Origin of the sequence: Staphylococcus sp. HMSC34C02 (genome assembly GCF_001838705.1) — a bacterium.
GTDB lineage: Bacteria > Bacillota > Bacilli > Staphylococcales > Staphylococcaceae > Staphylococcus > Staphylococcus borealis.
The window spans coordinates 17,157-43,445 of the sequence record NZ_KV838584.1 but is presented as its reverse complement, the minus strand read 5'-3'; the positions used below and the strand labels follow the sequence as shown (position 1 = coordinate 43,445).

Below are 26,289 nucleotides of genomic sequence, written 5' to 3'. Positions count from 1 at the left end.
AGAATGAGTAAATGTTCATCTAAGCATTTCTTTAAAAGGACTACAGGCTGAAGCTGTCCCCTAAGGTAGCGAGCCAACAATATCAAGTATTGTAACGAAAGAAACCAGTAAATGCGTTTTAACAAACGCATTTACTGGCATTTTTGCTAGGAATGATGTCCCAACCTCTTCCTGATTACGATAACTATGATGATCCTTTGTCTTGATTAAAATTCGCTGGTAATGTCTTAACAAATGTAAATAACACAATCGTTTGAATGATTACCATAATGACTAACCCAATTCGAATATATAAGTTTGAAATCATAAAAATAGAAAAACCAACTACTATATATAAACTTATAAGTATTCTTATTTTTTCTTTCATCGTATAACCTTTATACTTTTTAAGATTCTCAACGTAATCTTTATAAATTTGAGTGCTTTCAAGCCATACTTTGAACTTTTTGGAACTATTCGTAAAACATATGACTGCTAAAATTAAAAACGGTGTTGTCGGTAATAATGGTAACACTGCACCTATAAAAGCTATTACAGTAAATAATATACCTAATGCTATTAATACATATCTCATTTACTTGTATCATCACTCCATATCCCATTTTTGAAACTAGATATTTTCCACTTACATTCCCTCTAGTTATTATAAAAACATCACAAGTATTAAAGTTACCAAATCGTCAATCAATCTTATGTCTATGATTCGAAGTCCTTTAATAATTGTGATGCAAACTTTATCTTACAATTTTCTTTTCAAAACGATTTAAATCATTATCATGACCTATCATAATCAATATATCTCCAAATTCGATGTTCATCGAAGGGTCTGGGGATACAACAATTTCTTTACCACGTTTAATCGCAATAATATTGATTCCAAATTGCGCACGAATATCTAAATCGATAATTGATTGTCCTGTCATTTTTTCACTTGCTTTTAATTCAACTAGTGAGTGTTCATCTGCTAATTCAAGGTAGTCTAAAACACTAGCGCTTGCTACATTATGCGCAATTCGACGTCCCATATCTCTCTCAGGATGGACAACTGTATCTGCACCAATTTTATTTAATATTTTAGCATGATAATCATTTTGAGCTTTTGCTGTAACTTTTTTAACACCTAATTCTTTAAGAATAAGCGTAGTTAATGTACTAGATTGTATATTTTCACCAATTGCTACGATAACATGATCAAAGTTACGAATACCTAAACTTTTCATCACAGCTTCATCTGTCGTATCAGCTACGACTGCGTGCGTTGCAATGTCACTATATTCATTAACACGTGCCTCGTCTCTATCAATTGCCATAACATCCATATCTAACGCATTTAACTCTCTTACTATACTTCCACCAAAGCGACCTAACCCAATAACAACATATTCTTTCTCCATTGAACGGCTACCCCTATCTCTTAAAAATAAGGCAAAGGCTGAGATAAATGACATCATGTATATTATACTTCATAAAGTTAATATACATTGATGTTCATTATCTCAGCCCCCTTCTATTATTATAATTATTTTTTACCTTCTACATATTCTTTATCGAATACAAATAATCTCAATAATAATATTAACGATGGAACTAATAAAAGTAAACCTAAAATAAATACAATCACAAGTGCTAATCCCATTGAATCATTAACACCTGAATCACTTACCTTAATAAATGGATATAATAAATAAGGTAATTTACTTATGCCATATCCATAAAATGCAAATGCCATTTGGAGTATCACCATTATAAATGCTAGACCATGATATTTCTTAATGAAGTTCAAAATACCCGCTACAATGAAACAAATGAAGCTTAATGCAAACATCCACCAGTAATGTTGTACTGCATTATTGAAATGATCTGCATTTTGAATTCTCAACGATAAGAAAACAAATAGTGAAATAATAATCATAGGAGGTCCCCAGAAAATAAACCATTGTCTCATATATTTATATGCCACTTCATCTTTAGCTTTCGATGCATAGTATGTTAAAAATCCTGAAGATATATACAATACACTAATGATTGCTAAAAAGACGACTGACCAAGCAAATGGACTAAGTAGTAATTGGAACCAATCTAAATCAAAATGTGAACCACGTTCATTGATGTAGCCACCTTCAGATATTGTTAATACCGTTGCTAATGATGCTGGAATTAACAAACCTGTTAAACCATACATAACTATCCATGGCAATTTAGTGTCTTGACCATAATGTTCAAATGCGTAGAAACTTCCTCGAATAGAAATCAGAATAAGCGCAATAGAACCAGGTACTAGCAACACAGTACCAAAATATAATGCTGAATCAGGGAAAAATCCTACAAATCCAACAAAGAAGAACACGAAGAATACATTTGTAACTTCCCATACTGGATTTAAGTATCGTTCAACTAAGTGGTTAATCTTTTTCTCTTCTCCAGTTAATTTAGTCTGTAAAGTAAAGAAACCCGCACCAAAGTCAATTGAAGCAACAATGATATATAAAAATAAGAACGTCCAAAGTACGGTAATACCTATTGTAGTGTAATCCATTAAGCATGACCTCCTTTTTCGATGACTTTATCTACATCATCTTGGGCAGGTTTATCTTTGAACATACGAATGAGTACATATGCTGATGTAAAGAGTAATACTAAGTAGAGTAATCCAAATAGTATAGTAACTAATGTTATTCCCCCTGCTTGCGTAGCAGCTTCACTCACACGCATATATCCTCTAACTATCCATGGTTGACGCCCAATCTCAGTTAAAAACCATCCAAATTCGATAGCTAACATAGAAGCTGGCCCAGTAAGAAGAATCGCGTATAACATACCTTTATGCGTAACGAATTTACGTAGTTTCTTAATGATTAAAGTTAAAATAAAAGCACCTGAAATAACAAAGCATAATACACCCATAGTTACCATTAAATCAAAGAAGTAATGGACAATTAATGGAGGTAGTTCATTTTTCGGAAAATCATTGAGTCCCTCTACTTTAGTGTTTACATTATTATCCGCTAAGAAACTCAGCATACCTGGTATTTTGATAGCACCTTCAACTTCTTGAGTCTTCTCGTTTAATACACCGAAGAATACTAAATCCGCTTTCGATTGCGTATCAAAGTGCCACTCGTAAGCCGCTAATTTCTCAGGTTGCGCTTGGTGTAAGAATTTAGCTGATAAGTCTCCCGCTAACATTGACAATAATGTTGATAAGAATCCAACAATCATAGTCATTTTTAAAGCTTTTTTATGATATTCTGCATCTTTATTATATTTGTTTTTCAATAGTTTAAATGCTGCAATAGATGCTAGAACAAACGCCATTGTCATACCTGCAGTAGCTACCACATGGAACGCTCTTACTAGGAATGAAGGATTGAACATTGCTTCAAGTGGTTGTACATTAACCATTTTGCCGTCCTTCATTTCAAATCCTGCTGGTGTATTCATGAATGAGTTCACTGATGTAATAAAGAACGCAGAGAATGAACCACCGATAATAACTGGGATGCTAATAATGAAGTGTGTCCATTTATTTTTGAAACGATCCCATGTATATAAATAAATACTTAAGAATATCGCTTCAAAGAAGAACGCAAATGTCTCCATAAATAGTGGTAAAGCAATGACATGCCCACCCATTTTCATAAATGTTGGCCAAATTAATGATAATTGTAAACCGATAATTGTACCTGTTACAACACCGACAGCAACAGTAATGGTATAACCTTTCGACCAACGCTTGGCTAATGCTATATATTTAGGATCCTTGTTTTTGATTCCTAAAAATTCTGCAATTGCGAACATAAGTGGCATACCAACACCTATCGTCGCAAAGATGATATGTACTGCTAATGTCATACCAGTTAGGAAACGACTAATTTCAACGGAATCCATAATTTTATCACCTTTTCTATATCTATTTTTAAAAAGCAATTAATATAAATTATATTATGTTCTATTTTCTAACTAAATCCTTTTGCTTAAATTTAAGGAAGATTTTTTTATGAAATTCACATAATTTTCACAGTTTGCATTTCTTTCCAAAATTATATATAGTATTTTTCATGATAATAACTCGATAGGAGTGAGCTCGATTGCCAAACATCGTTATTTTTACTCAAAATGATTGTCCCCCTTGTACATTTGTAAAAAATTATCTTACTGAACACAAGGTCGGTTATATTGAAAAGAACATTGCGAATCAACAATATCGCGCTGAAATGATGGATTATGATGCGTTCGCTACACCATTTATTCTCTTAGATGGCGAACCAATGTATCAAGTGGACTTAGATAAGATTAATGCTGCATGTCATATTAGTTCATAGCATAATCATATTAACGATACAGACCTAGCACTAAATGAAATGATTTAGTTGCTAGGTTCTTTATTGTAAAAAAACACCTTAACGTCAGTTAAGGTGTTTAATCTATATATTATTATTTAGAAATATGATTAACTAAATCTTTTACTTCTTCTTGAGTAGCACAATTAATTGCACGGTTAGCTAATTCAGACATTTCATTTTTACTTAAACCATTGATTTGTCTTCTAGCTTTTAAAATAGATGTCGCACTCATTGAGAACTCATCTAAGCCTAAACCTAGTAATAATGGAATCGCTGTTTCATCTCCAGCCATTTCACCACACATACCAGTCCATTTACCTTCTTTATGAGAAGCTTCAATAACTTGCTTAATTAAGCGTAAAATAGCTGGGTTGTATGGTTGATATAAGTAAGAAACGCGTTCTGACATACGGTCAGCTGCCATAGTATATTGAATTAAATCATTCGTACCAATACTGAAGAAATCAACTTCTTTAGCAAAGATATCAGCTAATGCAGCTGTAGATGGAATCTCAACCATGATGCCTAGTTCAATGTCATCAGAGACATCATGACCATCATTTTTAAGATTTTCTTTTTCTTCTAAAAGAATCGCTTTCGCATCACGGAATTCATTGATTGTAGCGACCATTGGGAACATAATGTTTAATTTACCATATACTGAAGCACGTAATAATGCACGTAATTGCGTTCTAAAAATATCTTGTTGATCTAAGCATAAACGGATTGCTCTGTAACCTAAGAATGGATTCATTTCTTTAGGTAAATTTAAATATGGTAGTTCTTTATCGCCACCAATATCTAACGTACGAACTACAACACGTTTATCTTTCATTGTTTCAAGCACTTTTTTATAGGCTTCAAATTGCTCATCTTCTGTTGGCATTTGATCTCTACCCATATAAAGGAATTCAGTTCTATATAATCCGATTCCTTCAGCGCCATTTTCCATTACACCATATAAGTCATCAGGTGTACCGATATTTGCAGCTAATTCTGCATGTTCTCCGTCGATGGTTACTGTTTCAGCATCACGTAATTTTTGTAATTCTTTTTTATCTTCAAAGAAACGTTCACGTTTGTTTTGATAAGCAATTAACTCATCTTCTGTTGGGTCAACAATAACGTCACCAGTGATACCATCAACGATAACCATATCGCCTTGTTTAACTTCTTTAGTAATTGATTTCGTACCTACAACTGCAGCAATTTCTAATGAGCGACTCATAATTGCTGAATGGCTTGTACGACCACCAATATTTGTAACGAAACCTTGAACAAATTCTTTATTTAATTGTGCTGTATCTGAAGGTGTTAAGTCATTTCCAACGATAACAACACTTTCATCAATCATACTTGGGTTTGGTAATTCAACACCTAAAAGATGTGCTAACACACGTTTTGACACGTCTCTAATGTCTGCAGCACGTTCTCTCATGTATTCATTATCCATAGATTCGAAGATTGTAATAAATTGTGAAGTAACTTCATCAAGGGCTTCTGGAGCACTTACTTTTTCATTCGCAATTTTATCTTCGATTGGTTGAATTAACTCAGGATCATCAAGTACTAATAAATGCGCATCAAAAATTGCAGCTTTATCAGGACCTAATTGCTTTTCAGCATTATTTCTAATTTTAGTTAATTCAATTTTAGAAGCTTCTAACGCATTTCTGAATTTTCGAATTTCAGCATCAGTATCTGTAACTTTTTCATTAGTGAATGATAAATCAGGTTCTACTAATAAATAAGCTTTAGCAATTGCGACACCATCTGATGCCGCAATACCATTAATTAATTTTGACATAATTATTCAGTTAAACCTTCTTTAGATAAGACATCACTGATTGCTTGAATTGCGTCTGCTTCATCGCTTCCATCAGCGTAGATAGTGATTTCAGCATCTTTACCTACACCTAAACTCATAACACCCATGATTGATTTTAAGTTAACTTTTTTACCGTTATATTCTAATTGAATATCTGAATCAAATTTTGATGCAGTTTGAACTAACATAGTTGCAGGGCGTGCATGAATACCTGTTTCATCGATAATTACATAAGATTTTTGTTCCATAATCTATTTCTCCTTCGCAAAGTTAGAATATTCAAATTTGTCATAATCTAACATAATTTTATACCATAACACTACCAAAATATATTACTAAATTCAATTCTAATAGGATTGAAATACTATTATAATTGGTTTTTATAGAAATAAACAAGTGTTTCAAATTGTAAAAAGTCGATTTTAACCTTCAATATTTTTACTTATCGTATGCATAACAGCACAAATTAAAATCACTGTCACAACTTTGGTTTAAATTATAATTTAAGACAAATTCGTATGATAACTATTTAGCCTTTATCATTAAGCTTACTCCAATTATACTACAACATTTTCATTTTAAATAATATCATGAAGCACTTTTTCACATTTTTCGATATGTTCGCGCCCAAGTTTGTTCATGAAGTAGTAACTGATTGATGCTGAAACAGCTTGTCCAACAACAGGGAACCATTTCGTTTGTTTCGCTGCAGCACGTTTTGCCATGTCTCTAATAACCACTTTTAACACAGCACTTGATACTTTTTTACCAATAAATGAACTACCTTGAATTGCTGCTGCTGCTAAAATTCGTTCTTTCACATCATCCCCAAGCGTATTCACTTGTTTATGATCTAGGCCATAAATTTTATTAACATCTTCAATAATGTCTCGCATTAATTTAATATCTACGCCAAAGTCTAGTCCAGGAATTGGCACAATACTCATGCTTGATGATAATAATGATTTTTTCTTCACAATTGTTTCCGCTTTTGCTCTGCGTTCAGCTAATTCTTCTTTAGTAGTCGGTAAGTTACTTTTTTCTTTAATTTCTTCAATATTTAAAACTTTGTTCCCAACTTTATTTGTAACGCCACTTGTAAATTTATTCATAATGCCCATTTAAAGACACACCTTTCTTAAATCATTCATTAACCATGTATACCCATTTTTAATGATTTAATGCTTGATATTAATAAATACAGCTTTTAAATATTTTGACGGCTTATAGTGTGGGTGCGTTTTAAAATCCTTAGGTAACCCCATAACTTCCTCAATATCATATGCTACATCTGCTTCATTAAGCGTAGTTTTAATAACATTTTTAAAGGCTTTCAATGAAAAAGCACTTGAATTTGTACATAATAATAGAGAACCATTCGGAGCAAGTATATTTAATGCACCATTAATTAAATCATCGTAATTCTTTTGTACCGAAAATGTCTTCTTCTTATTACGAGCGAAACTTGGTGGATCAATTACAATCGTATCGTATACTTTGCCGTGTCGCGCAGCATAATTGTAAAAATCAAATGTATCCATTACATAAATATACTGGCTTTTAGGATCAATACCATTTAAACCAAAGTTTTCTTCCGTTAAACTACGTGAACGATTGGCTAAATCCACACTTGTTGTTGTAGTCGCATTTTTAGCAGCTACAACCGAAAATGCACCAGTATAACTAAATAAATTAAGTATATGCTTATCTTTTGCAAAGTGGTCTCGTAATTTCTTTCTTACTTCTTTTTGATCTAGGAAAATGCCTGTCATCAAGCCATCATCTAAATCTACATTATAAAATGTGAAATTTTCCTCTATAACTATTGGAAATTCAGGCGTCTCTCCTAATACATGTCCACCTGTATATTCCGAATCTTTAAAACGCATTTTTTCAAAAATTGACTTAAATGGAAATACTTTCTGAATCGCTTCAATGACATTATAGCGGAATTTATATATTCCTTTTGAGTACCATTGAATCAATAAATGGCCATCGTAGTTATCAATCGTTAAACCACCAACGCCATCGCCTTCTGCATTAAATAATCTAAACGCATTAGTACCTTCGATATGATAATAATAGTCACGTTCTTGTAATGCAATTTCAAATCTTTTTTCGAAAAAAGATGTATTAATTGTTTCATTTTGATCGTAGCTTAATATCCAGCCAAGTCCCTTATGTTGGCGTCCAACATATGCGGTTGCAATGTACTGTTCTTGACCATTCATAATGTAAAATAAGTCGCCTTCTTTTAAATGATCATTGTTATAAATATCCGCTTCATCTACTAGCGGATAGTGATTTAAATACTTTGTTTCTTTACCTCTATTTAATGTGGCTATTTTCATTTTCAAACGCTCCTATTTAGATTGTTTTAAGTTTGAATTTTATACAACACTCTCGTTATCGTTCAACACTAGTTTAACAAATATAAAATTATCATTACACAAAACAACATTAAACAAAAAAGGCGGAACTTGAAGTCTATTTTGTCACCATAGATTTCACGTTACCACCTTATCAAAATTAAACGCATTAAGGTCTTTCTCTCAATTGTAACGTAAATGCGATAATAACCGCTATCAACATTAAGATTAACGTTGGAGTTATAAAGATCGATAATAATAATCCATGAATCATAATGTTTACAAATTCAGTTAACAATTTAAAGAATAGAATACTAACCATAAAGAGTTGTAAATAATAATATTTACCTCTTAAGAAATGTGTAAATGTCGTTGCAATATAAGTGATAATAACTAGCATTAATAATAATAAAGTTACCCATTCAACAACATATTGTGTTTGGGATAGTTCCCATTCACCTGATACAAATAAAGCATTTCTGTTATTAAATTCAATAAATGTAAATAGGAATAAAATGAAACCACAGAATATTTCTACATACGCTGGTTTAATCCATTTCGGACGTCTCATCCAATTAGGAATATCATCTTCTTCAATATTAAATACATTTTTGAATTTATTCTTAAATTTATCACGTTTTGATCTGATTTTTTCTAAATCGACACTTCTTCTCGTCTTACGTGCATATTCTGATGTTTTATCTTGAAGCTGTTTAAAATGAACTTTAGACTGATTCGAAACATTTCCTTTACTTGTTCTTGATAATTCAGGTTCTTCTTCTCCCAATTCTTCTTTAGTCAATGGTAAGGATCTTCTTAAGAATAAGAAATTCCAAATTGAAGCTTGCGCTAATAACCACATTACTAAGAAAAATGTATTTACACTTAATATATCTATTGGTGCAATTTCATTGGCATCAATTTTGCCGTATAAAGAAATTTGAGTAATTAAATAACTTATTCCGTAAGAAAAAATAATCCATAAGTAATGATTTTTTCTATTAGCAACATTAAGTTCATCTTTATATACAATGTAGCCTGTGTGAATAATAAAAGGAATAATAAAAATAATTGCCCAAAAACTATATACTTGAGTCATTAAAGTAATTGAAATGAGGAAGTATAAAATCCCAATAATTAAAAAGAAAATTGAGATGTCGTAATCATATTTCGTAGTTCTATATAATGCATAACCAATAAGCATTACAAGAATACCAAACAGAATAATTATGACTGCACTAATAATAGGAAAGTTGCCTATGAACCTACTCATCACTCTAATAATTTCACTGAAGAATGCATTAAGGAAATCCCATAAATTATGAATTTTTAATTCAACTTTATCTTTATCCTTTAATTGATTAATTAAAGGTAAATTTATAAGTATTATGAGACCCGTGAAGAGTGAAACGATACCGACAATATAACTAAAAATAATCTCGGTGTGTTTCTTAAGAAAAGACATACTGTTCACCTCAAAATTCATTATATAGTAAGATGTTAATCTTGTCTTTATTAAACAATAAAATACATCTTGAGACCTATATAAGTTTATCCTAGTTTTATATGGGTAAACTTAAATTGTAAACATTAATCTAACAAGGAGTGTTCATTATGACAAACGAAGATGCTAAAAAAGCAAAAGAAGTAGAAGAAAAATTAAAAGAACAAAAAGAAGAAAAAACTGATGACATCGAACAAACTAAAAAAGATGTTCAAAACACTTTAGATTAATAACTAAAGCAATTATTTATAAAGGCTACAGCTTCACTCATTCATTTGCGTAGCTAACCGAACTGAGATGGCGCAATATTTCATGCGCTTCTCAGTTCTTTTCATTTTTAATGGTATTTAAGGCCATCAATTCATAATGTTTCATTCATTATGAATATCGATTTTTCTCTCATTTTATTTAATTTAATTAAAATCGCCTTGACATTAATTCATAAAAGTCATACATTTAAAATAAATTAAATATAAAACGCACTAGGGGTGTGTATACTGAGATGAGGTTTTACCTCGAACCCTTTGAACCTGAACTAGTTAAAACTAGCGTAGGAAAGTGTTGCTAATATAAATAATTGTAGTAAATACATATAAAACTTTTTATTTAAATTCACGCACAACTTTCTACGGATGGTTGTGCGTTTTTTTAGGAGGAAATATCATGTCAAAAGGTTTAAAGCTTTCAGAAATCCTTGTAACTGTTCTGATTGCAGTAGTATTTGCGATAATTTATAACTTATGGTGGTTTGCGTATAACGTGGCGCAAGTTGCCGGTGTTCATATTGAACAATTAACATACGGCGTTTGGTTTATGGCAGCTATCGTCGCATATTTAATTATTCCTAAACCTGGTATTGCACTTATTGCAGAGTTTGCTGCAGGTGCTGGTGAAACAATTGTTATGGGTAAATTTGATATTCCTACAATTGTATATGCAATTCTTCAAGGTTTAGCTTGTGAAATTATTTTTGCTATTTTTAAATACAAATCTAGATCATTAATGGTTGCTGTATTAGCTGGATTAGCAACTGCATTAATTTCATTTCCAGTTGATTATTATTACGGTTATTTAGCTGAAGTCGCAGGATGGAATCTTCTTTTATTCATTATATTCCGTTCTATTAGCGGTATTGTCATTGCCGGCTTATTATCTTATCTCATTGTTAAAGCATTAGATCAAACAGGTGTGACGAAATTATTCCGCCCTGCTTCTCAAAAAGACTACGACAACCTATAAGGGGAAATTAAAGTGTTAAAAGCGAAAAATTTACGTCTGAAATATCCGAATGGCGAACGTAAAATCTTCGATAATTTGAATATTGAAATTAAAGATAAAGAAAAAGTGCTTTTACTAGGTCCTTCAGGATCTGGTAAAAGCACATTACTTAATGTTTTAAGTGGCATTGTGCCAAATTTAATTGAGTTACCTATGAAATATGATGAACTTGAAATCGATCCACATTCCGGTGTCATCTTTCAAGATCCAGATACGCAGTTTTGTATGCCTAAAGTGTATGAAGAACTTGCTTTCGTTCTAGAAAATAAACAAGTACCACGCAATGAAATGGACGCACTTATAGAGAATGCTTTAGCATCGGTTGATTTAAATGTTACGGACAATACATTCGTCAATCATCTTAGTGGCGGTATGAAACAAAAGCTCGCTATTGTTGAAACTATTTTACAAGAAGCTAATACGCTTTTCTTAGATGAGCCTACTGCCATGTTAGATGTAGATGCTACAGCTGATTTATGGCAACGACTTATTCAGTTATGGTCTGATCAAACTGTGCTTATTGTCGAACACAAAGTTGAACATATTTGGGAGCATGTCGATAGAGTCATCTTATTGAATTATGAAGGGCAAATCATAGCAGATGGCACACCGGATTACATATTAAATAACTGTGAGCATTTACTCACTGAATTTGGCGTTTGGCATCCTCATGCTTGGGATCATGCGCCAAAGCCGATGACATTTCCAGCTAATAAAGCTGAAACATTATTTACTTTTAAGAATGGTCAAGTTATTCGTGGTAAAAAACAATTATTCCAGACATCCGAATTAAATGTTCATTCTGGAGAATGGATTACGATAACTGGGAAAAATGGTACAGGTAAAACAACGCTGTTAGAATCAATGATGCAACTTATAAAATATGAAGGCACGATGGCTTACAAGAATACAATATTGAAGAAAATAAAAGATGCAGCCAAGCATATGTATCTCGTTTATCAAAACCCTGAATTACAATTTATAACAAATTCTGTTTATGAAGAAATATATATTCATTATAATCATCAAGAACCTTCAATCGCTGAAAATGAAACGATGAAACTTTTAAAATTATTGCATTTAGAAGCCGTTAAAAACCAACATCCATTTGAATTATCTATGGGTCAGAAACGACGTCTTAGCGTAGCTACTGCACTAAGTTCAAAAGCCGATATCATCTTGCTAGATGAACCAACATTCGGACTGGATAGTCACAATACATTCCAATTGATTGAACTTTTCCAAGAAAGCGTCTCTAGTGGTCAAACCATCATTATGGTTACACACGATCCGGAAATCATTCATCGCTATCCAACACGTCGTTTAATCGTCGAAGATAACCAACTCATTGAAGAGGAAGGTGAATCACATGTTTGAACGTTGGAAGAAACACTATTCCTTTGTAGATGACGTTAATATCATTACGAAACTTTTACTTGGTGTAGCGCTATTCATTTTCATTATATTTGTCCATAATTTTGATTATATGATTTACATTACCATTATTATGTTTTTATTTTTAATGGCATTTAATGGTACGCAGTTTAAAATTACCGGAGCCTTTATTTTAGCCACTGTGCTATTTGCGCTATTATCGTCATTATTTATGATCCTTTATGGTGATGGTACACATATGTTATTTAAATGGGGCATTATTCAAATTAGTACTGAAAGTATTGTACGTGGCTTGCATTTATCATTACGTACAATTACAGTGTCAATGTTTGGTATTTTATTGGCCCTCACGTCCGAAATTGTCATGATTTTTTATAGCCTAATGCAACATTTAAAAGTAAAACCTAAAATTGCATATGCGTTTATGGCTGCGATCAGAATGGTACCTCTCATTTTTACATCACTTATTCAATTGAGACGTTCGCTTAAAATGCGTTATCAAATGATTGATGCTTCAAATTATAGAGGGCTTAAACGTCTAAAACATTTATTAATACCTATCTTAAGTCAAAATATCCGTCGTGCGCATCAACTGTCTGTTGCGATGGAATCTAAAGGCTTCAAAGATGGTCCAAGAACATATTATTATAAAGCACCGTTTTCTTATAAAGATATTTTATTTGTAATTTGCGTTGTGGCCATATTAATCATCGCATTTTATCTTTCACAATACTTCCCTATCACTGGGATTACTGATGCTCGTGTATCAGGTTATACCTCATAAAAAATACGGAGTGGGACAGAATTCTTTTGAATTCATCGTCCCACTCCATTATTTACATTTACTTATTCAATGCCTTATTTCCAATATCATGACGATAAAATAGGTTATCACACTTAATTTTTTCTACATTGTCATAAGCTACATTCTGTGCATCTTCAATTGTTGCACCTTTTCCAAGAGCTAATATCACTCTGCCTCCTGAAGTAACAAATGCATCATCTTCTTTACGTAAACCACTTACGAAATAAGTATCATTCAATTCAAACCCAGTTACTTTAGCACCTTTAGCGTAACTTCCTGGATAACCCTTAGAGGCTAACATGACGCCCACGACATAGTCATCTTGCCATTGGAATCTAATTGGTTCTTTACGATCTAAAGCAACGATTTGAGCCATTAAATCACTCTCTAATCGACTTAACAATACTTGTGCCTCTGGGTCTCCAAAGCGTGCATTAAATTCAATCACTTTGGGTCCTTCAGATGTTAAAATCGCACCAATATAAAGTAATCCAAAGTAATCATAACCTTCTGCTTTCATCGCTTTCGCAATGGGTTGTGCAATTTCTTTATTCGTACGTGTTAAGACATCGTCAGTAATATGAGGCACTGGACAATATGCACCCATACCACCAGTATTAGGTCCTTCATCATGATCAAAGGCACGTTTATGGTCTTGCGCAATACAATCAAACGGAACTGCATATTCACCATTAATAAAGGTCATTAAAGAGAATTCTTCACCCTCTAAAAATTGTTCAAATACCACTTTACCCTGCTCTTCCGGATATAGTGTTTCAACCGCTTCTTTCGCCACTTCACGTGTATCAGCGATAATAACTCCTTTACCAGCTGCTAAGCCATCTTTCTTAGCTACGATAGGTAAATCACAATGTTTTATATAGTCGAGTGCTTCTGTTTTAGAATTCACTTCTTTATAATCCGCAGTTGGAATATTATATTTTTTCATTAATTGTTTAGCAAATAGTTTAGACCCTTCTATTTGAGCCGCGTCCTTATTTGGACCAAATACCTTTACATTAGCTTGTCGTAATTGATCTGGTAATCCATCAATTAATGGTTGTTCCGGTCCTACAATTACCCATTCAATATTCTTTTCTTGAACAAAGTTTAAGATGGCTTCATGATCACTTTCTGCAATATCTGTATGCACTTCTGCAACATTAACCATAGCGTCATTACCTGGAATTGCGTGTAATTGATCAATTAATGGTGATTGACGCAATTTATTAGCTAAAGCGTGTTCGCGGCCACCCGCTCCGATAACTAAAACATTCATCATTATTACCCCTTCCATTATTTAAATGACAAATTAATGCTTGAAGTGACGCATACCAGTTGTCACCATAGCAATGCCATATTTATTCGCCATATCAATTGAATCTTGGTCTTTAATTGAACCACCCGGTTGAATAATAGCTTTAATACCATGCTGTGCAGCCAATTCAACGGTATCATCCATTGGGAAGAAACCATCTGAAACTAGGGCAACATTGTCATTGATTTCTATTGCACGCTCTAACGCAATTTTTGCAGAGCCAACACGATTCATTTGACCTGCACCAATCCCTACCGTTTGTTTCGTATTACTCAAGATGACAGCATTACTTTTTACAGAAGGGATTACTTTCCAACCTAATAGCATCGCATCCCACTGATCGTCAGTAGGTGCCTTGTCAGTTACAACTTTCATATCTTCTTTAGCAACTTCAAAGTTGTCTTTGTCTTGGACTAAATAACCACCAGATACAGAAACAAATTCTTCTTCACGATTATCAATCGTCATATCAATTTCAAGCAATCGGATATTTTTCTTTTGCGTAAGAATATCTAAAGCTTCATCTGTAAATCGTGGCGCGATAACCACCTCTAAGAATATCGCATGCAACGTTTCTGCTAATTCAGCAGTCACTGTTCTATTTAATGCGATAATGCCACCAAAAATAGATTGGTTATCTGCATCATAAGCATGTTTAAACGCAATTTCAATATTGTCGCCAATACCTACACCACAAGGGTTCATATGTTTAACGGCAACAGCAGCTGGTTCACTAAACTTCTTCACAAGTGAAAGTGCTGAATCCGCATCTTTAATATTATTAAAGCTTAACGCTTTACCATGTAATTGTTTAGCACCTGCAATAGTATGTTTACTATTCGAAGTACGAACAAAGCGAGCTGATTGTTGAGGGTTCTCGCCATATCTTAATTGTTCGCTATCTCCTTTAAAGAAGCTTACAATAGCATGATCATATTCATTTGTATGTGTAAATACTTTTATCATTAATGCTTTACGGTACGCTTCATCTAGTCGATCTTCTTTTATACGCTCGATGACTTCATTATAATCAGATGGGTGTACAATTGTCGTTACATGCTTAAAGTTTTTAGCTGCAGCACGTAGCATCGTAGGTCCGCCAATATCAATGTTTTCAATTGCTTCTGCTTCAGTCACATCAGGATTTTCAACCGTTTTTTGAAAAGGATATAAATTCACTACCACCATATCGATTAAATCAATATGTTGTTCCGATAATTGTTCTAAATGTTCAGGTTTATCTCTATCCGCTAAAATACCACCATGTACCGCTGGGTGTAATGTTTTAACACGGCCATCCATAATTTCGGGAAATTGTGTTAACTCTGAAACAGATTTCACTGGTACAGAAGCATCTTCTAAAGCACCTTTAGTTCCTCCAGTTGAATAAAGTTCATAATCTAATTTGATTAACGATTTAGCAAATTCCACTATTCCACTTTTGTTTGAGACACTTAAAATTGCTTTTTTCATGATTAGCTTAACTCCTTATTTAATAACTTTAGCTATAACACTTGGATAAAGTTCGTATTCTAATTGTTTAACACGTTCTTCCAATTCTTCTTTAGTATCGTCCGATTTAATATCACATTGTCGTTGATCAATAATTTCTCCCGTATCCATGCCACTATCTACATAATGAACCGTTGAACCAGTAATCTTATCACCGCTATTAAATGCTTGTCCTATAGCATCTTTCCCCTTATATTTCGGTAACAATGATGGATGAATATTTAAAATTTTACCTTCGTATGCTTCTAATAAGTCAGGACCAATTAATCGCATATAGCCAGCAAGGATAATCCATTCTACTTCTTCGCGTTGTAACAACTTAATTACATGTTGTTCATAGGCTGCTTTTGATTCGAAATCTTTAGGTTCATTAATATTGACAGCTACTTTTAATTGTTCAGCACGTTTGACGCAGTATGCATCGTGATGATCAGTATATAAAGATGTAATTTCTATATTATTGAGTTCCCCTTTATCTGCGCATAATACAATATTTTCGAAATTACTACCTGAACCAGATGCAAATATTGCTACTTTAGCCACTACTCTACCCCCTCAAGATGAATAGGCGTGTCTTTGTCTTCAATAATTTCACCTATTTCGAAAGCAGCTATACCCTCTTGTTTTAAAATATCAAGTGATTGCGCAACATCTTTTTTATCGATTATGACAGTGAAGCCAATCCCCATATTAAAGACATTGTACATTTCTTTAGTATCTATATTGGCTTGTTGTTGTAGCCAATTAAATACGTTTGGTGTTGGAAATGCTTGTGTATCAATGTTAGCTGCTAAACCTTCTGGTAACCCACGTGGAATATTCTCATAAAAACCACCACCAGTGATATGATTCATTCCTTTAATTTGAACAGCTTTTTTTAGAGCAAGAATAGGTTTTACATATAGCTGCGTTGGTGCTAGAAACGTTTCTAAGTACGAACGACCATCAAAGTCATCATTTAAATCAATCCCTGATTCTTTAATTAATTTACGTACCAAACTATAACCATTAGAGTGAATACCATTTGAAGCTAAACCAATAATGGCTTGTCCAGCTTCAATCGCTGAGCCATCAATGTATGCGTCTTTCTCAACTGCACCCACAGCAAACCCAGCAAGATCGTACTCACCTTCGTGGTACATCTCACCCATTTCTGCCGTTTCACCACCAATAAGTGCAGTATTTGTTTCTTCACAACCATCACTGACGCCTTTTACGATTTGTTCAATCACTTCTGGGACAACTTTATTTGTTGCAATATAATCTAAAAAGTATAGTGGTTCCGCACCTGTAGTTAAAATATCATTCACGCACATTGCAACCGCATCTATACCGATTGTGTCATGTTTGTCATGATCAATAGCCAATTTCAATTTAGTCCCTACACCATCTGTGCCAGAAACTAAGACGGGTGCTTTCATATTTAATTGCGATAAATCAAAAGTAGCACCAAATCCACCTAAACCACCTAATACTTCTTTACGCATCGTACGTTTCACATGACTGGACATTCTCTCTACTGCTTCATAACCTGCGTGAATATCAACACCTGATTGTTCGTATGCTTTAGACATGAATATTACCCTCTCTATCAAAGTAGTGTTTATGATTATTGATATAATCTTGTTGACGTTGACTTAAGTTCTTATAATATTTCTCTTCATAATCAAACAGTCCTGCTGGATAGTCACCTGTAAAGCTCTCTACACATAATCCGCTATATGGTGCATCATAATCCAACCCAATTGACTCGATTAAACCGTCTACACTTAAATAAGATAGCGAGTCTGCACCGATATAATCACAAATTTCTTCAGGTGACTTGCTTGCTGAAATAAGTTCGGCAGTCGTTGAAACATCAATTCCGTAAAAGCTAGGAAACATAAATTCTGGTGAAGCAATTCTGACATGCACTTCTTTAGCTCCAGAATCTTTTAACATTCTGACAATACGCTTGCTCGTTGTGCCACGTACAATTGAATCGTCAACTAAAACAATGCGTTTTCCTTCTACGATATCTTTAACTGCTGATAATTTAACGCGAACACCTTGTTCCCTTAACTCTTGTGTCGGTTGAATAAATGTGCGAGCAACATATTGATTTTTTACTAAGCCCATTTCATAAGGTAAATGACTTTCTTCAGCATAGCCACTTGCCGCTGATAATGAGGAGTTGGGTACACCGATGACCATATCTGCATCTGCAGGGCTTTCTTGTGCTAATTTCTTTCCAGATGCTTTGCGTACTGCGTGGACATTTTTACCCGCGATGGTTGAATCAGGTCGCGCAAAATAAATGTATTCCATCGCTGATATAGCTGTATTCGTATGACTTGTATATGATTTAACCTCAATACCTTCATCGTTAATCACAACGTATTCTCCAGCATGGATGTCTTGCACATATTCTGCACCTAATACATCAATGGCACATGTTTCACTAGCTAAGATGTACGTACCGTCTTGCATTTTGCCAACGACTAACGGACGAATCGCATTAGGGTCAACAGCGCCATATAATGCATCTTTAGTAAGAATTGCAAAGGTGAAGCCACCTTTAATTTGGCGTAAACTTTCTTTTAATGCTTCTTCAAAAGTGGGTGCCTTACTTCTACGTATTAAATGCATAATCACTTCAGTGTCGGATGACGAATGGAATATCGCACCGTGTTTTTCCAAATATTGACGCAATGTCTGTGCATTAATTAAATTACCATTATGGCAGATCGCAACACTCATATCGTAAAAGTGATACAAAAATGGTTGTATATTTTCAATACCTTTATTACCTGAAGTCGCATAGCGAACATGGCCAATCGCGTTGTGACCATCTTTAAGTTGATCCATTTGGTCACCTTTAATTGCTTCTGTTAACAATCCAAGACCACGTTCACCTTTTAAAACTTCTCCATCTGATACAACGATACCTGCACCTTCTTGACCACGATGTTGCAAACTGTGAAGTCCCATATAAGTCAATTGAGCGGCTTCTGAATGATTCCAAATGCCGAATACACCACATTCCTCGTTTAATCCACTGTAGTTAAACATTGTGCAATTGCTCCTTCCCAACTTTCTTTAATTTCTGAGACTTTTTCAACAATCGAACTTTGAGCATTCGTTACTTTAAATTCATCAACATCTGTTAATTGACCAATTTCTATAGCATCGTCAATATTTAAAGTCTGACCTTCTTTAACAGCAATAATGTATCGACCTTGCGTTTCACTAAACAATTGTGCATCTGTAAGATCAACTGAAGCTTCTAACCCTAAACTGTAGTGTGCACTTAAGCGTGCTAAAGTGATTAATAAACCACCTTTACCTACTGTTTGCACGTGTGAAGCCACGCCATTTCGAATCGCATTTTTAACCGCTTCTCCTTTAGCAACTTCATCACTTAAATCAATCGCTTCAAATTCATGATTCACTTTACCGTACAATAATTTTTCAATTTGACTACCGCCAAAGTCATCTCTTGTTTCACCAACTAAATACAATTTATGGCCAGCTTCAGGGTGGAAGTCATTAAGGTAATCAATATCTTCAATTAATCCAACCATTCCTACGACAGGCGTTGGGAAAATGGATGTGCCACGTGTTTCGTTATAAAGAGAAACGTTACCTGAAACAACTGGTGTTTTTAATACTTCACACGCTTCTGACATGCCCTTCGTTGAATCAATCAATTGTTGATAGATTTCTTTCTTTTCTGGTGAACCATAGTTTAAGCAGTCTGTCATAGCTAGTGGTGTAGCACCTACAGCAATTAAATTACGATACGCTTCTGCAACGACCATTTTTCCGCCCTCATACGGTTGGTTAAATACGTAACGTGCTTCACCGTCTATCGTAGATGCAATAGCTTTATTCGTACCTTCTACACGAACAACTGATGACTGTAGTCCTGGTTTGATAATCGTATTTGCACCAACTTGTTGATCATATTGTTCATATAAATAATGTTTAGAAGCAATTGTTGGGTGTTTTAAAAGTTTTTCAAAGACATCTTGAACATGGATTGAACTATAGTCATTTTTTGATGTGTTGTATTCTTTTTCTTCACCCTCTAGCACATAAACCGGTGCTTCATCTGCAAGAGATTGCACAGGGATATCTGCAAATAGCTCATCTTCATATTTAAGTACGAAGCGGTCAGTGTTCGTTACTTTACCAATTACCGCACTATCTAATTCGTGTTTTTCAAATAAATCTAAGAATTTTTGTTCAGTACCTTTTTCAACGACTAGTAACATTCGTTCTTGCGTTTCAGAAAGCATCATTTCATAAGGTGAAATACCTGGTTCACGTGTAGGCACTTTATCTAAATGTAATTCTAGACCGCTGCCACCTTTAGCTGCCATTTCTGATGATGAAGATGTTAAACCAGCGGCACCCATATCTTGAATACCAACTAATTCGTCGAAAGTAATCGCTTCTAATGTTGCTTCCATAAGTTTTTTACCTACAAATGGATCCCCAATTTGAACTGACGGACGTTTACTTTCACTTTCTTCAGTCAACTCTTCAGACGCAAAAGTGGCACCATGAATACCATCACGACCTGTTTTGAGACCTACATATATAACCGAGTTACCTTCACCTTTAGCAGTTCCTTTTTGGATCATGTCATGATCAATCACACCGACACACATAGCATTGACTAACGGATTACCATCATAGCGATCATCAAATTCAATTTCTCCAGCTGTTGTTGGAATACCGATACAATTACCGTAACCGCCAATACCACGAACAACACCTTTAAGTAAACGTTGGTTTTGTTTCACTGACAATTCACCGAAACGCAAGCTATTTAATAAATTAATAGGTCTAGCTCCAATTGATACAATATCTCTAATGATGCCACCTACACCTGTTGCAGCACCTTGATAAGGTTCAATAGCAGATGGATGGTTATGTGATTCAACTTTAAACACAACTGCTTGGTTGTCTCCTATATCTACTACACCTGCACCTTCACCAGGTCCCATTAAGACATGTTCACCTGTTGTCGGAAATTGCTTTAAGAATGGTTTAGAGTGTTTATAAGAGCAATGTTCACTCCACATAACTGAGAAGATGCCTACTTCTGTAAAGTTAGGTTCTCTCCCTAATATTTCACACACTTTGTTATATTCCGCGTCACTTAAGCCCATATCTTGATACAATTTTTCAAGCTTAATTTCTTCAATACTAGGTTCGATAAACTTAGACATTTTGTTCCCTCCAACAATTTACCATTGCTTCAAATAATTTCACACCACTATCAGTTCCAAGAATTGTTTCAAGCGCACGTTCTGGGTGAGGCATCATACCACAAACATTACCTGCTTTATTAACAATCCCTGCAATATTTTCATGAGAGCCATTTGGATTATCTTCATAAGTTAAGATAATTTGATTATGCTCAATTAATTCATCATATATATCATCTGTACAGTAATAATGACCTTCACCATGTGCAACCGGATAAACGACAATTTCATTCTCACCATATAAATTTGTAAAAGGTGTTTGATTATTGGCAATTTTTAGACTTTCATTTCTGCTAATAAATAAATGAGAATCATTATGAAGCAATGCACCTGGTAATAAACCAATTTCTGTAAGAATTTGGAATCCATTACACACACCAAGAACCGGTTTACCTTCACTTGCTAGACGTTTCACTTCACTAATGATAGGTGCTACACTTGCCATTGCGCCTGAGCGTAAATAGTCACCAAAAGAAAAACCACCTGGAATAAGTACGCCATCGTAACCTTCCAATGATGTCTCACGATAGTCAACATATTCTGCTTCAGCACCTGTCTTAATCGCTGCATTGTACATGTCTCTATCACAATTAGATCCTGGGAATACGAGAACTGCAAATTTCATCTTATGCATTCTCCTTTTCATCAACGATTTTATAACTATATTCTTCAATTACAGTATTAGCGAATAACTTCTCACTTAAAGTAGTAACGATATTATCAACCGCTTCATCAGTTGCTTCATCAACCGTCATGTATAACACTTTACCTACTCGAATATCATTTACTTGTTTATAACCTAAATCATGTACAGCTCGATTTAATGCTTGTCCTTGCGTATCTAATACTTGTGGTTGTAATGTAATGTGAAGTTCAATCGTTTTCATTATTTTAGTTCCTCCAATTTATTTAAAAATGTTGTATATGTGTCAATAAGTGAACCTGTATCATTTCGATAGACATCTTTGTCAAAGTTAGTGTCAGAATGTTTATCCCAAATACGACATGTATCAGGAGAAATTTCATCAGCTAGTAAGATTTTACCGTCAGATGTCTTACCAAATTCGATTTTGAAATCCACCAATCTTAAATCCATTTCATTCATAAGTTCTATTAATACTTTATTGATATCTTTCGCCATCGTTTTCAATGTTTCAATTTCACTATCATTCGCAATGTTTAACAGTTTCACATGATCATCTGTAATTAAAGGGTCGTTCAAGTCATCATTTTTATAGAAAAATTCAACTAAAGGGGCTTCAAATTCATGACCTTTATTAAAACCTAAGCGTTTGGTAATTGAGCCTGTTGCAATGTTACGAACCACCACTTCTAATGGGATAATAGTCACTGCTTCGACTAATTGCTCCGTTTCTGAAAGTTGTTTAATAAAGTGACTTTTAATTCCATGTTGAGCTAAATAGTCGAATATTATAGCGGTAATTTGATTATTTAATCGACCTTTACCTTCCATTTTGTCTTTTTTTGCACCATTACCAGCCGTAACTTCATCTTTATACTCAACTCTCAATTGACCTTCTTTGTCTGTTGAGAAAATTCTTTTCGCTTTCCCTTCATATAATAGCGTCATTAACTATTCTCTCCCTTCAAACTGTTTGAGCATGTCTTTCTCAGTTTCATTTAAATCATTCGTCAAAATGGTCATATGTCCCATTTTACGGTCAGGCTTGCGTTCTGATTTGCCATAAATGTGCACATGCCATTCAGGATGACTTGAAAACTGTTCTTCTAATAAATCTAAGTCTCGTCCTAACAAATTCATCATGACTGCTGGTTTTAAGATTTCGATTTGTTCTGGTAGCTTTTGACCTGTAACAGCAAGAATATGCGTATCAAATTGTGAATAATCACAGGCTTCAATAGAATAATGTCCTGAATTGTGTGGACGCGGTGCGATCTCATTTACATACAAATGATTTGATTTATCGATAAAGAATTCAACTGTGAATGTACCTACAAAATGAACTTGATCAATAATCTTATTCACTTCAATTCTCGCTTCTTGTTCCTTGTCAGTTCGTGCAGGCACAATGGTTTTAAACAAAATCTGATTACGATGTTCGTTCTCTTGTAGTGGGAAGTACGTAATTTGTTTGTGATTGCCAATGGTAACTGTTAACGAAACTTCAAGTGAAATATCAAGATATTGTTCTGCTACACACTCTTGATTCTTAATAAGTGCTCTAGCTTCTTGGAGCGCTGTTTCATCTTTAACTAAGACTTGTCCTTTGCCGTCATATCCACCAAATCGCGTTTTGACTATAAATGGATAGCCTAATGTATGAATAGCGTCATTTAAATCTTCTTCACTTTTTATAGATAAAAATGGAACAATTTTAGAACCAGCTTGTTCTAATGTTTGTTTTTCAGTCAATCGGTCTTGCAATAATTGAATTGCTTGATAGCCTTGAGGAATATTGAATTGTTGCGTTAAGCGATTAAGTTGCTCAGCAGAAATATTTTCAAACTCATAAGTAATGACATCAGATTTTTCGCCAAGTTCATGTAACGCTTTTTCATCGTCATAAGCAGCAGTGATAAATTCATGAGCAACAGGTTTACATGGACTGTCAGGGTTAGGATCTAAACAAATGACTTTGAAACCCATTTTCTGTGCTGATTGAGCCATCATCTTACCTAATTGACCTCCACCAATAATGCCAATAGTGTCACCGAACTTTAATTTATTGAAGTTCATTTTGCATTTCACCAACTTTATCTACTAGACTTTGCTCATATTGTTCTAAATGATGACGAACTGTTTCGTTGCCAATACTTAATATTCTTGCAGCCAATATGCCAGCATTTTTAGCACCTGCCGTTCCAATTGCAGTTGTAGCTACTGGAATACCACCAGGCATTTGAACAATTGATAATAATGAATCCAGACCTTTTAAACTTTTCGATTCTATTGGTACACCTATCACAGGTAATGTTGTCATTGATGCAACCATTCCCGGTAAATGCGCTGCGCCACCTGCTCCAGCAATGATGACATCATAGCCATTTTTCTGTGCTTGACTGGCAAATTCATACATTAATTTTGGCGTACGATGTGCCGAAACCACTTTCTTATCGTACGGTATTTCGAATTCGTCTAACATCGCACAACTTTCTTGCATAATCTTCCAATCTGAAGAACTACCCATAATTACCGCTACTTTCACGTTGTACACCCTTTCAAAAGTTTGAAATTTAGATACGATTAGTTGTATATTACAGATATAGCATAACAATCATGCGATGCTTTTTCAATTAAAAATCGAACTTTAACTTAATTTTTATCTTTAATTTACGTCTTTTGGCTATCAATTGACGAGAATACAGTTTTAAAGTTAAGGTATAGTTATGATTAAAACAAACAAGGAGGAATTTTTTGTGGTTGCAAAAATTTTAGATGGGAAACAAATTTCTAAGGACTATAGACAAGGTTTACAAAATCAAGTCGAAGCATTAAAAGAAAAAGGTTATACACCAAAATTATCAGTTATCTTAGTTGGTAATGATGGTGCAAGTCAAAGCTATGTAAACTCTAAAAAGAAAGCTGCTGAAAAAATCGGCATGATTTCTGAAATTGTTCATTTAGAGGAAGATACTTCTGAAGAGGATGTATTAAAAGAATTAGATCGTTTAAACAATGATGATTCAGTTAGCGGTATTCTAGTTCAAGTACCACTTCCTAAACAAGTAAGTGAACAAAAAATCTTAGAAGCGATTAATCCTGAAAAAGACGTTGATGGCTTCCACCCTTCAAATATCGGTAAATTATATATTGATGAGCAAACTTTTGTTCCATGTACACCATTAGGTATTATGGAAATTCTTAAACATGCTGATATTGATTTAGAAGGTAAAAATGCGGTTGTAATTGGCCGTAGCCATATCGTTGGTCAACCAGTATCTAAATTATTATTACAAGCTAACGCTACTGTAACTATCTTACATTCACGTACTAAAGACATGCATAGTCATTTAAAAGACGCTGATGTCATTGTTAGTGCTGTAGGTCAACCAGGCTTAGTTACTAAAGATGATGTTAAAGAAGGCGCAGTTATTGTTGATGTTGGTAATACGCCTGATGAAAATGGTAAATTAAAAGGTGACGTAGAGTTTGAAGAAGTTAAAGAAATTGCTGGAGCTATCACACCAGTTCCAGGTGGTGTTGGCCCATTAACAATCACTATGGTGCTTAACAACACACTATTAGCTGAAAAAATGCGTCGTGGCATTGAATAAGAAGGCTTCACTTTGACTTAAGTCTTATGTTATTAGAATAATTAAATTGAAATGGCTAGGACATCATTCCTAGAGAAATAGCCAGTCAATGCGTTTTAACAAACGCATTGACTGGTTTCTTTATTTACAATACGGAGTATTGTTGGCTTGCTTGCCCAACGTGCTTTGCTTGTAGAAACTGATTAAATCAGTTTCTCTGTGTTGGGGCCCTTCTTATGGGACAGCTTCAGCCTGTAGTCCTCTAAAGGCGATCTTAGATAGATAATCACTCACATAAGTTGCTTCGCGTTCCTGGGGTGCTGTTTCTAAAGTAGCTCTTGGATGGATTTTCATTTCACTTAAGTTGAGACGCTTGCCTAGAGGGCTGGGTCGTAAAGAAATTCTTAAAAAAATTAAGGCACACTCATATAATTTAGTAATCA

General features: G+C 34.2%; 26 protein-coding genes and 1 riboswitch. Of the genes, 6 read left to right on the top strand and 20 right to left on the bottom strand.

The genetic code is table 11. The features are described from left to right. Positions 1-184: 184 nt before the first annotated feature. The 4 genes from HMPREF3239_RS07190 to HMPREF3239_RS07175 all read right to left on the bottom strand — a co-directional run bounded on the left by HMPREF3239_RS07190 (position 185) and on the right by HMPREF3239_RS07175 (position 3,888). A complete protein-coding gene (locus tag HMPREF3239_RS07190; RefSeq protein WP_053022623.1) occupies positions 185-574 on the bottom strand; it encodes a YbaN family protein in 390 nt (129 codons plus the stop codon). Between the two features lie 160 nt (positions 575-734). Beyond that, positions 735-1,394: a potassium channel family protein gene (locus HMPREF3239_RS07185; protein ID WP_011276142.1), complete on the bottom strand. Its 660-nt coding sequence runs from the start codon at positions 1,392-1,394 to the stop codon at positions 735-737. Positions 1,395-1,519: 125 nt separating this feature from the next. Then, entirely contained in the window at positions 1,520-2,536 is a 1,017-nt protein-coding gene (locus HMPREF3239_RS07180; protein ID WP_070855176.1) for a cytochrome d ubiquinol oxidase subunit II, read from the bottom strand. Continuing rightward, on the bottom strand, positions 2,536-3,888 hold the full coding sequence (locus HMPREF3239_RS07175; RefSeq protein ID WP_070855175.1) for a cytochrome ubiquinol oxidase subunit I: 1,353 nt from the start codon (positions 3,886-3,888) through the stop codon (positions 2,536-2,538). Before HMPREF3239_RS07175 ends, HMPREF3239_RS07180 begins: the two co-directional genes overlap by 1 nt. A gap of 200 nt (positions 3,889-4,088) precedes the next feature. Between HMPREF3239_RS07175 and HMPREF3239_RS07170 the strand changes: the two genes are divergently transcribed. Continuing rightward, complete coding sequence (locus HMPREF3239_RS07170; protein ID WP_053022621.1) at positions 4,089-4,322, top strand: glutaredoxin family protein; 234 nt, start codon at positions 4,089-4,091, stop codon at positions 4,320-4,322. 112 nt (positions 4,323-4,434) lie between these two features. On the opposite strand, the gene ptsP is transcribed toward HMPREF3239_RS07170, so the two are convergent. From ptsP to auxA, 5 genes are all read right to left on the bottom strand, one after another. Beyond that, a complete protein-coding gene (ptsP, locus tag HMPREF3239_RS07165; protein ID WP_070855174.1) occupies positions 4,435-6,150 on the bottom strand; it encodes a phosphoenolpyruvate--protein phosphotransferase in 1,716 nt (571 codons plus the stop codon). Positions 6,151-6,152: 2 nt separating this feature from the next. Further along, complete coding sequence (locus HMPREF3239_RS07160; RefSeq protein WP_011276148.1) at positions 6,153-6,419, bottom strand: phosphocarrier protein HPr; 267 nt, start codon at positions 6,417-6,419, stop codon at positions 6,153-6,155. Between the two features lie 330 nt (positions 6,420-6,749). Beyond that, positions 6,750-7,292, bottom strand: a complete 543-nt coding sequence (locus tag HMPREF3239_RS07155) for a hypothetical protein (RefSeq protein WP_053022619.1) — start codon at positions 7,290-7,292, stop codon at positions 6,750-6,752. A gap of 57 nt (positions 7,293-7,349) precedes the next feature. Continuing rightward, on the bottom strand, positions 7,350-8,522 hold the full coding sequence (locus tag HMPREF3239_RS07150; protein WP_053022618.1) for a class I SAM-dependent rRNA methyltransferase: 1,173 nt from the start codon (positions 8,520-8,522) through the stop codon (positions 7,350-7,352). Positions 8,523-8,709: 187 nt separating this feature from the next. Further along, on the bottom strand, positions 8,710-10,005 hold the full coding sequence (gene auxA, locus HMPREF3239_RS07145) for a lipoteichoic acid stability factor AuxA (RefSeq protein WP_053019386.1): 1,296 nt from the start codon (positions 10,003-10,005) through the stop codon (positions 8,710-8,712). 149 nt (positions 10,006-10,154) lie between these two features. On the opposite strand from auxA, the gene graF reads away from it, so the two are divergent. From graF to HMPREF3239_RS07130, 4 genes are all read left to right on the top strand, one after another. Beyond that, positions 10,155-10,274, top strand: a complete 120-nt coding sequence (graF, locus tag HMPREF3239_RS12540) for a glycopeptide resistance-associated protein GraF (RefSeq protein ID WP_141763602.1) — start codon at positions 10,155-10,157, stop codon at positions 10,272-10,274. Positions 10,275-10,518: 244 nt separating this feature from the next. Then, positions 10,519-10,618: riboswitch (TPP riboswitch) on the top strand. 89 nt (positions 10,619-10,707) lie between these two features. Next, positions 10,708-11,283: an ECF transporter S component gene (locus tag HMPREF3239_RS07140; protein ID WP_053017839.1), complete on the top strand. Its 576-nt coding sequence runs from the start codon at positions 10,708-10,710 to the stop codon at positions 11,281-11,283. Positions 11,284-11,295: 12 nt separating this feature from the next. Continuing rightward, the gene (locus HMPREF3239_RS07135) at positions 11,296-12,699 is read left to right on the top strand and encodes an ABC transporter ATP-binding protein (protein ID WP_070855173.1); all 1,404 of its coding nucleotides are present in this window, start codon (positions 11,296-11,298) and stop codon (positions 12,697-12,699) included. Further along, positions 12,692-13,501, top strand: coding sequence for an energy-coupling factor transporter transmembrane component T family protein (locus tag HMPREF3239_RS07130; protein WP_011276155.1), 810 nt, complete (start codon positions 12,692-12,694; stop codon positions 13,499-13,501). The genes HMPREF3239_RS07135 and HMPREF3239_RS07130 overlap by 8 nt, the downstream gene beginning before the upstream one ends. Positions 13,502-13,559: 58 nt before the next feature. Here the strand turns inward: HMPREF3239_RS07130 and purD are convergent, their stop codons facing one another. From purD to purE, 11 genes are read right to left on the bottom strand one after another with little or no spacing between them, the layout of a single operon-like run. Further along, positions 13,560-14,801, bottom strand: coding sequence for a phosphoribosylamine--glycine ligase (gene purD, locus HMPREF3239_RS07125; RefSeq protein WP_070855172.1), 1,242 nt, complete (start codon positions 14,799-14,801; stop codon positions 13,560-13,562). Between the two features lie 33 nt (positions 14,802-14,834). Continuing rightward, complete coding sequence (gene purH, locus HMPREF3239_RS07120) at positions 14,835-16,313, bottom strand: bifunctional phosphoribosylaminoimidazolecarboxamide formyltransferase/IMP cyclohydrolase (protein WP_070855171.1); 1,479 nt, start codon at positions 16,311-16,313, stop codon at positions 14,835-14,837. 15 nt (positions 16,314-16,328) lie between these two features. Further along, positions 16,329-16,895 (bottom strand): phosphoribosylglycinamide formyltransferase, encoded by a 567-nt coding sequence (purN, locus tag HMPREF3239_RS07115; RefSeq protein WP_053029136.1) that lies wholly within the window; start codon positions 16,893-16,895, stop codon positions 16,329-16,331. Further along, on the bottom strand, positions 16,895-17,926 hold the full coding sequence (gene purM / locus HMPREF3239_RS07110) for a phosphoribosylformylglycinamidine cyclo-ligase (protein ID WP_070855170.1): 1,032 nt from the start codon (positions 17,924-17,926) through the stop codon (positions 16,895-16,897). The genes purN and purM overlap by 1 nt, the downstream gene beginning before the upstream one ends. Then, on the bottom strand, positions 17,919-19,403 hold the full coding sequence (gene purF / locus HMPREF3239_RS07105) for an amidophosphoribosyltransferase (RefSeq protein WP_070855169.1): 1,485 nt from the start codon (positions 19,401-19,403) through the stop codon (positions 17,919-17,921). The genes purM and purF overlap by 8 nt, the downstream gene beginning before the upstream one ends. Next, positions 19,382-21,571 (bottom strand): phosphoribosylformylglycinamidine synthase subunit PurL, encoded by a 2,190-nt coding sequence (purL, locus tag HMPREF3239_RS07100; protein ID WP_053022616.1) that lies wholly within the window; start codon positions 21,569-21,571, stop codon positions 19,382-19,384. Before purL ends, purF begins: the two co-directional genes overlap by 22 nt. Further along, complete coding sequence (gene purQ / locus HMPREF3239_RS07095) at positions 21,564-22,235, bottom strand: phosphoribosylformylglycinamidine synthase subunit PurQ (RefSeq protein ID WP_053022615.1); 672 nt, start codon at positions 22,233-22,235, stop codon at positions 21,564-21,566. Before purQ ends, purL begins: the two co-directional genes overlap by 8 nt. 1 nt (position 22,236) lies before the next feature. Further along, the gene (gene purS, locus HMPREF3239_RS07090) at positions 22,237-22,497 is read right to left on the bottom strand and encodes a phosphoribosylformylglycinamidine synthase subunit PurS (protein WP_033079949.1); all 261 of its coding nucleotides are present in this window, start codon (positions 22,495-22,497) and stop codon (positions 22,237-22,239) included. Beyond that, the gene (purC, locus tag HMPREF3239_RS07085) at positions 22,497-23,201 is read right to left on the bottom strand and encodes a phosphoribosylaminoimidazolesuccinocarboxamide synthase (RefSeq protein ID WP_070855168.1); all 705 of its coding nucleotides are present in this window, start codon (positions 23,199-23,201) and stop codon (positions 22,497-22,499) included. The genes purS and purC overlap by 1 nt, the downstream gene beginning before the upstream one ends. Before the next feature lie 3 nt (positions 23,202-23,204). Next, a complete protein-coding gene (purK, locus tag HMPREF3239_RS07080) occupies positions 23,205-24,329 on the bottom strand; it encodes a 5-(carboxyamino)imidazole ribonucleotide synthase (protein WP_070855167.1) in 1,125 nt (374 codons plus the stop codon). Further along, positions 24,316-24,798 (bottom strand): 5-(carboxyamino)imidazole ribonucleotide mutase, encoded by a 483-nt coding sequence (gene purE / locus HMPREF3239_RS07075; RefSeq protein ID WP_053029129.1) that lies wholly within the window; start codon positions 24,796-24,798, stop codon positions 24,316-24,318. Before purE ends, purK begins: the two co-directional genes overlap by 14 nt. A 211-nt stretch (positions 24,799-25,009) precedes the next feature. Between purE and folD the strand changes: the two genes are divergently transcribed. After that, positions 25,010-25,867, top strand: a complete 858-nt coding sequence (folD, locus tag HMPREF3239_RS07070; RefSeq protein WP_053029128.1) for a bifunctional methylenetetrahydrofolate dehydrogenase/methenyltetrahydrofolate cyclohydrolase FolD — start codon at positions 25,010-25,012, stop codon at positions 25,865-25,867. Positions 25,868-26,289: the final 422 nt, after the last annotated feature.

Coding starts and splice junctions, on each gene's coding strand:
- purL (WP_053022616.1), bottom strand. CDS start 21,571: ATGTCTAAGTTTATCGAACCTAGTATTGAAGAAATTAAGCTTGAAAAA.
- HMPREF3239_RS07175 (WP_070855175.1), bottom strand. CDS start 3,888: ATGGATTCCGTTGAAATTAGTCGTTTCCTAACTGGTATGACATTAGCA.
- HMPREF3239_RS07185 (WP_011276142.1), bottom strand. CDS start 1,394: ATGGAGAAAGAATATGTTGTTATTGGGTTAGGTCGCTTTGGTGGAAGT.
- HMPREF3239_RS07150 (WP_053022618.1), bottom strand. CDS start 8,522: ATGAAAATAGCCACATTAAATAGAGGTAAAGAAACAAAGTATTTAAAT.
- purS (WP_033079949.1), bottom strand. CDS start 22,497: ATGAAAACGATTGAACTTCACATTACATTACAACCACAAGTATTAGAT.
- HMPREF3239_RS07140 (WP_053017839.1), top strand. CDS start 10,708: ATGTCAAAAGGTTTAAAGCTTTCAGAAATCCTTGTAACTGTTCTGATT.
- HMPREF3239_RS07160 (WP_011276148.1), bottom strand. CDS start 6,419: ATGGAACAAAAATCTTATGTAATTATCGATGAAACAGGTATTCATGCA.
- purQ (WP_053022615.1), bottom strand. CDS start 22,235: ATGAAATTTGCAGTTCTCGTATTCCCAGGATCTAATTGTGATAGAGAC.
- purM (WP_070855170.1), bottom strand. CDS start 17,926: ATGTCTAAAGCATACGAACAATCAGGTGTTGATATTCACGCAGGTTAT.
- HMPREF3239_RS07130 (WP_011276155.1), top strand. CDS start 12,692: ATGTTTGAACGTTGGAAGAAACACTATTCCTTTGTAGATGACGTTAAT.
- graF (WP_141763602.1), top strand. CDS start 10,155: ATGACAAACGAAGATGCTAAAAAAGCAAAAGAAGTAGAAGAAAAATTA.
- HMPREF3239_RS07180 (WP_070855176.1), bottom strand. CDS start 2,536: ATGGATTACACTACAATAGGTATTACCGTACTTTGGACGTTCTTATTT.
- purK (WP_070855167.1), bottom strand. CDS start 24,329: ATGAACTTCAATAAATTAAAGTTCGGTGACACTATTGGCATTATTGGT.
- auxA (WP_053019386.1), bottom strand. CDS start 10,005: ATGTCTTTTCTTAAGAAACACACCGAGATTATTTTTAGTTATATTGTC.
- HMPREF3239_RS07190 (WP_053022623.1), bottom strand. CDS start 574: ATGAGATATGTATTAATAGCATTAGGTATATTATTTACTGTAATAGCT.
- purC (WP_070855168.1), bottom strand. CDS start 23,201: ATGACGCTATTATATGAAGGGAAAGCGAAAAGAATTTTCTCAACAGAC.
- purF (WP_070855169.1), bottom strand. CDS start 19,403: ATGTTTAACTACAGTGGATTAAACGAGGAATGTGGTGTATTCGGCATT.
- purD (WP_070855172.1), bottom strand. CDS start 14,801: ATGAATGTTTTAGTTATCGGAGCGGGTGGCCGCGAACACGCTTTAGCT.
- purH (WP_070855171.1), bottom strand. CDS start 16,313: ATGAAAAAAGCAATTTTAAGTGTCTCAAACAAAAGTGGAATAGTGGAA.
- HMPREF3239_RS07155 (WP_053022619.1), bottom strand. CDS start 7,292: ATGGGCATTATGAATAAATTTACAAGTGGCGTTACAAATAAAGTTGGG.
- ptsP (WP_070855174.1), bottom strand. CDS start 6,150: ATGTCAAAATTAATTAATGGTATTGCGGCATCAGATGGTGTCGCAATT.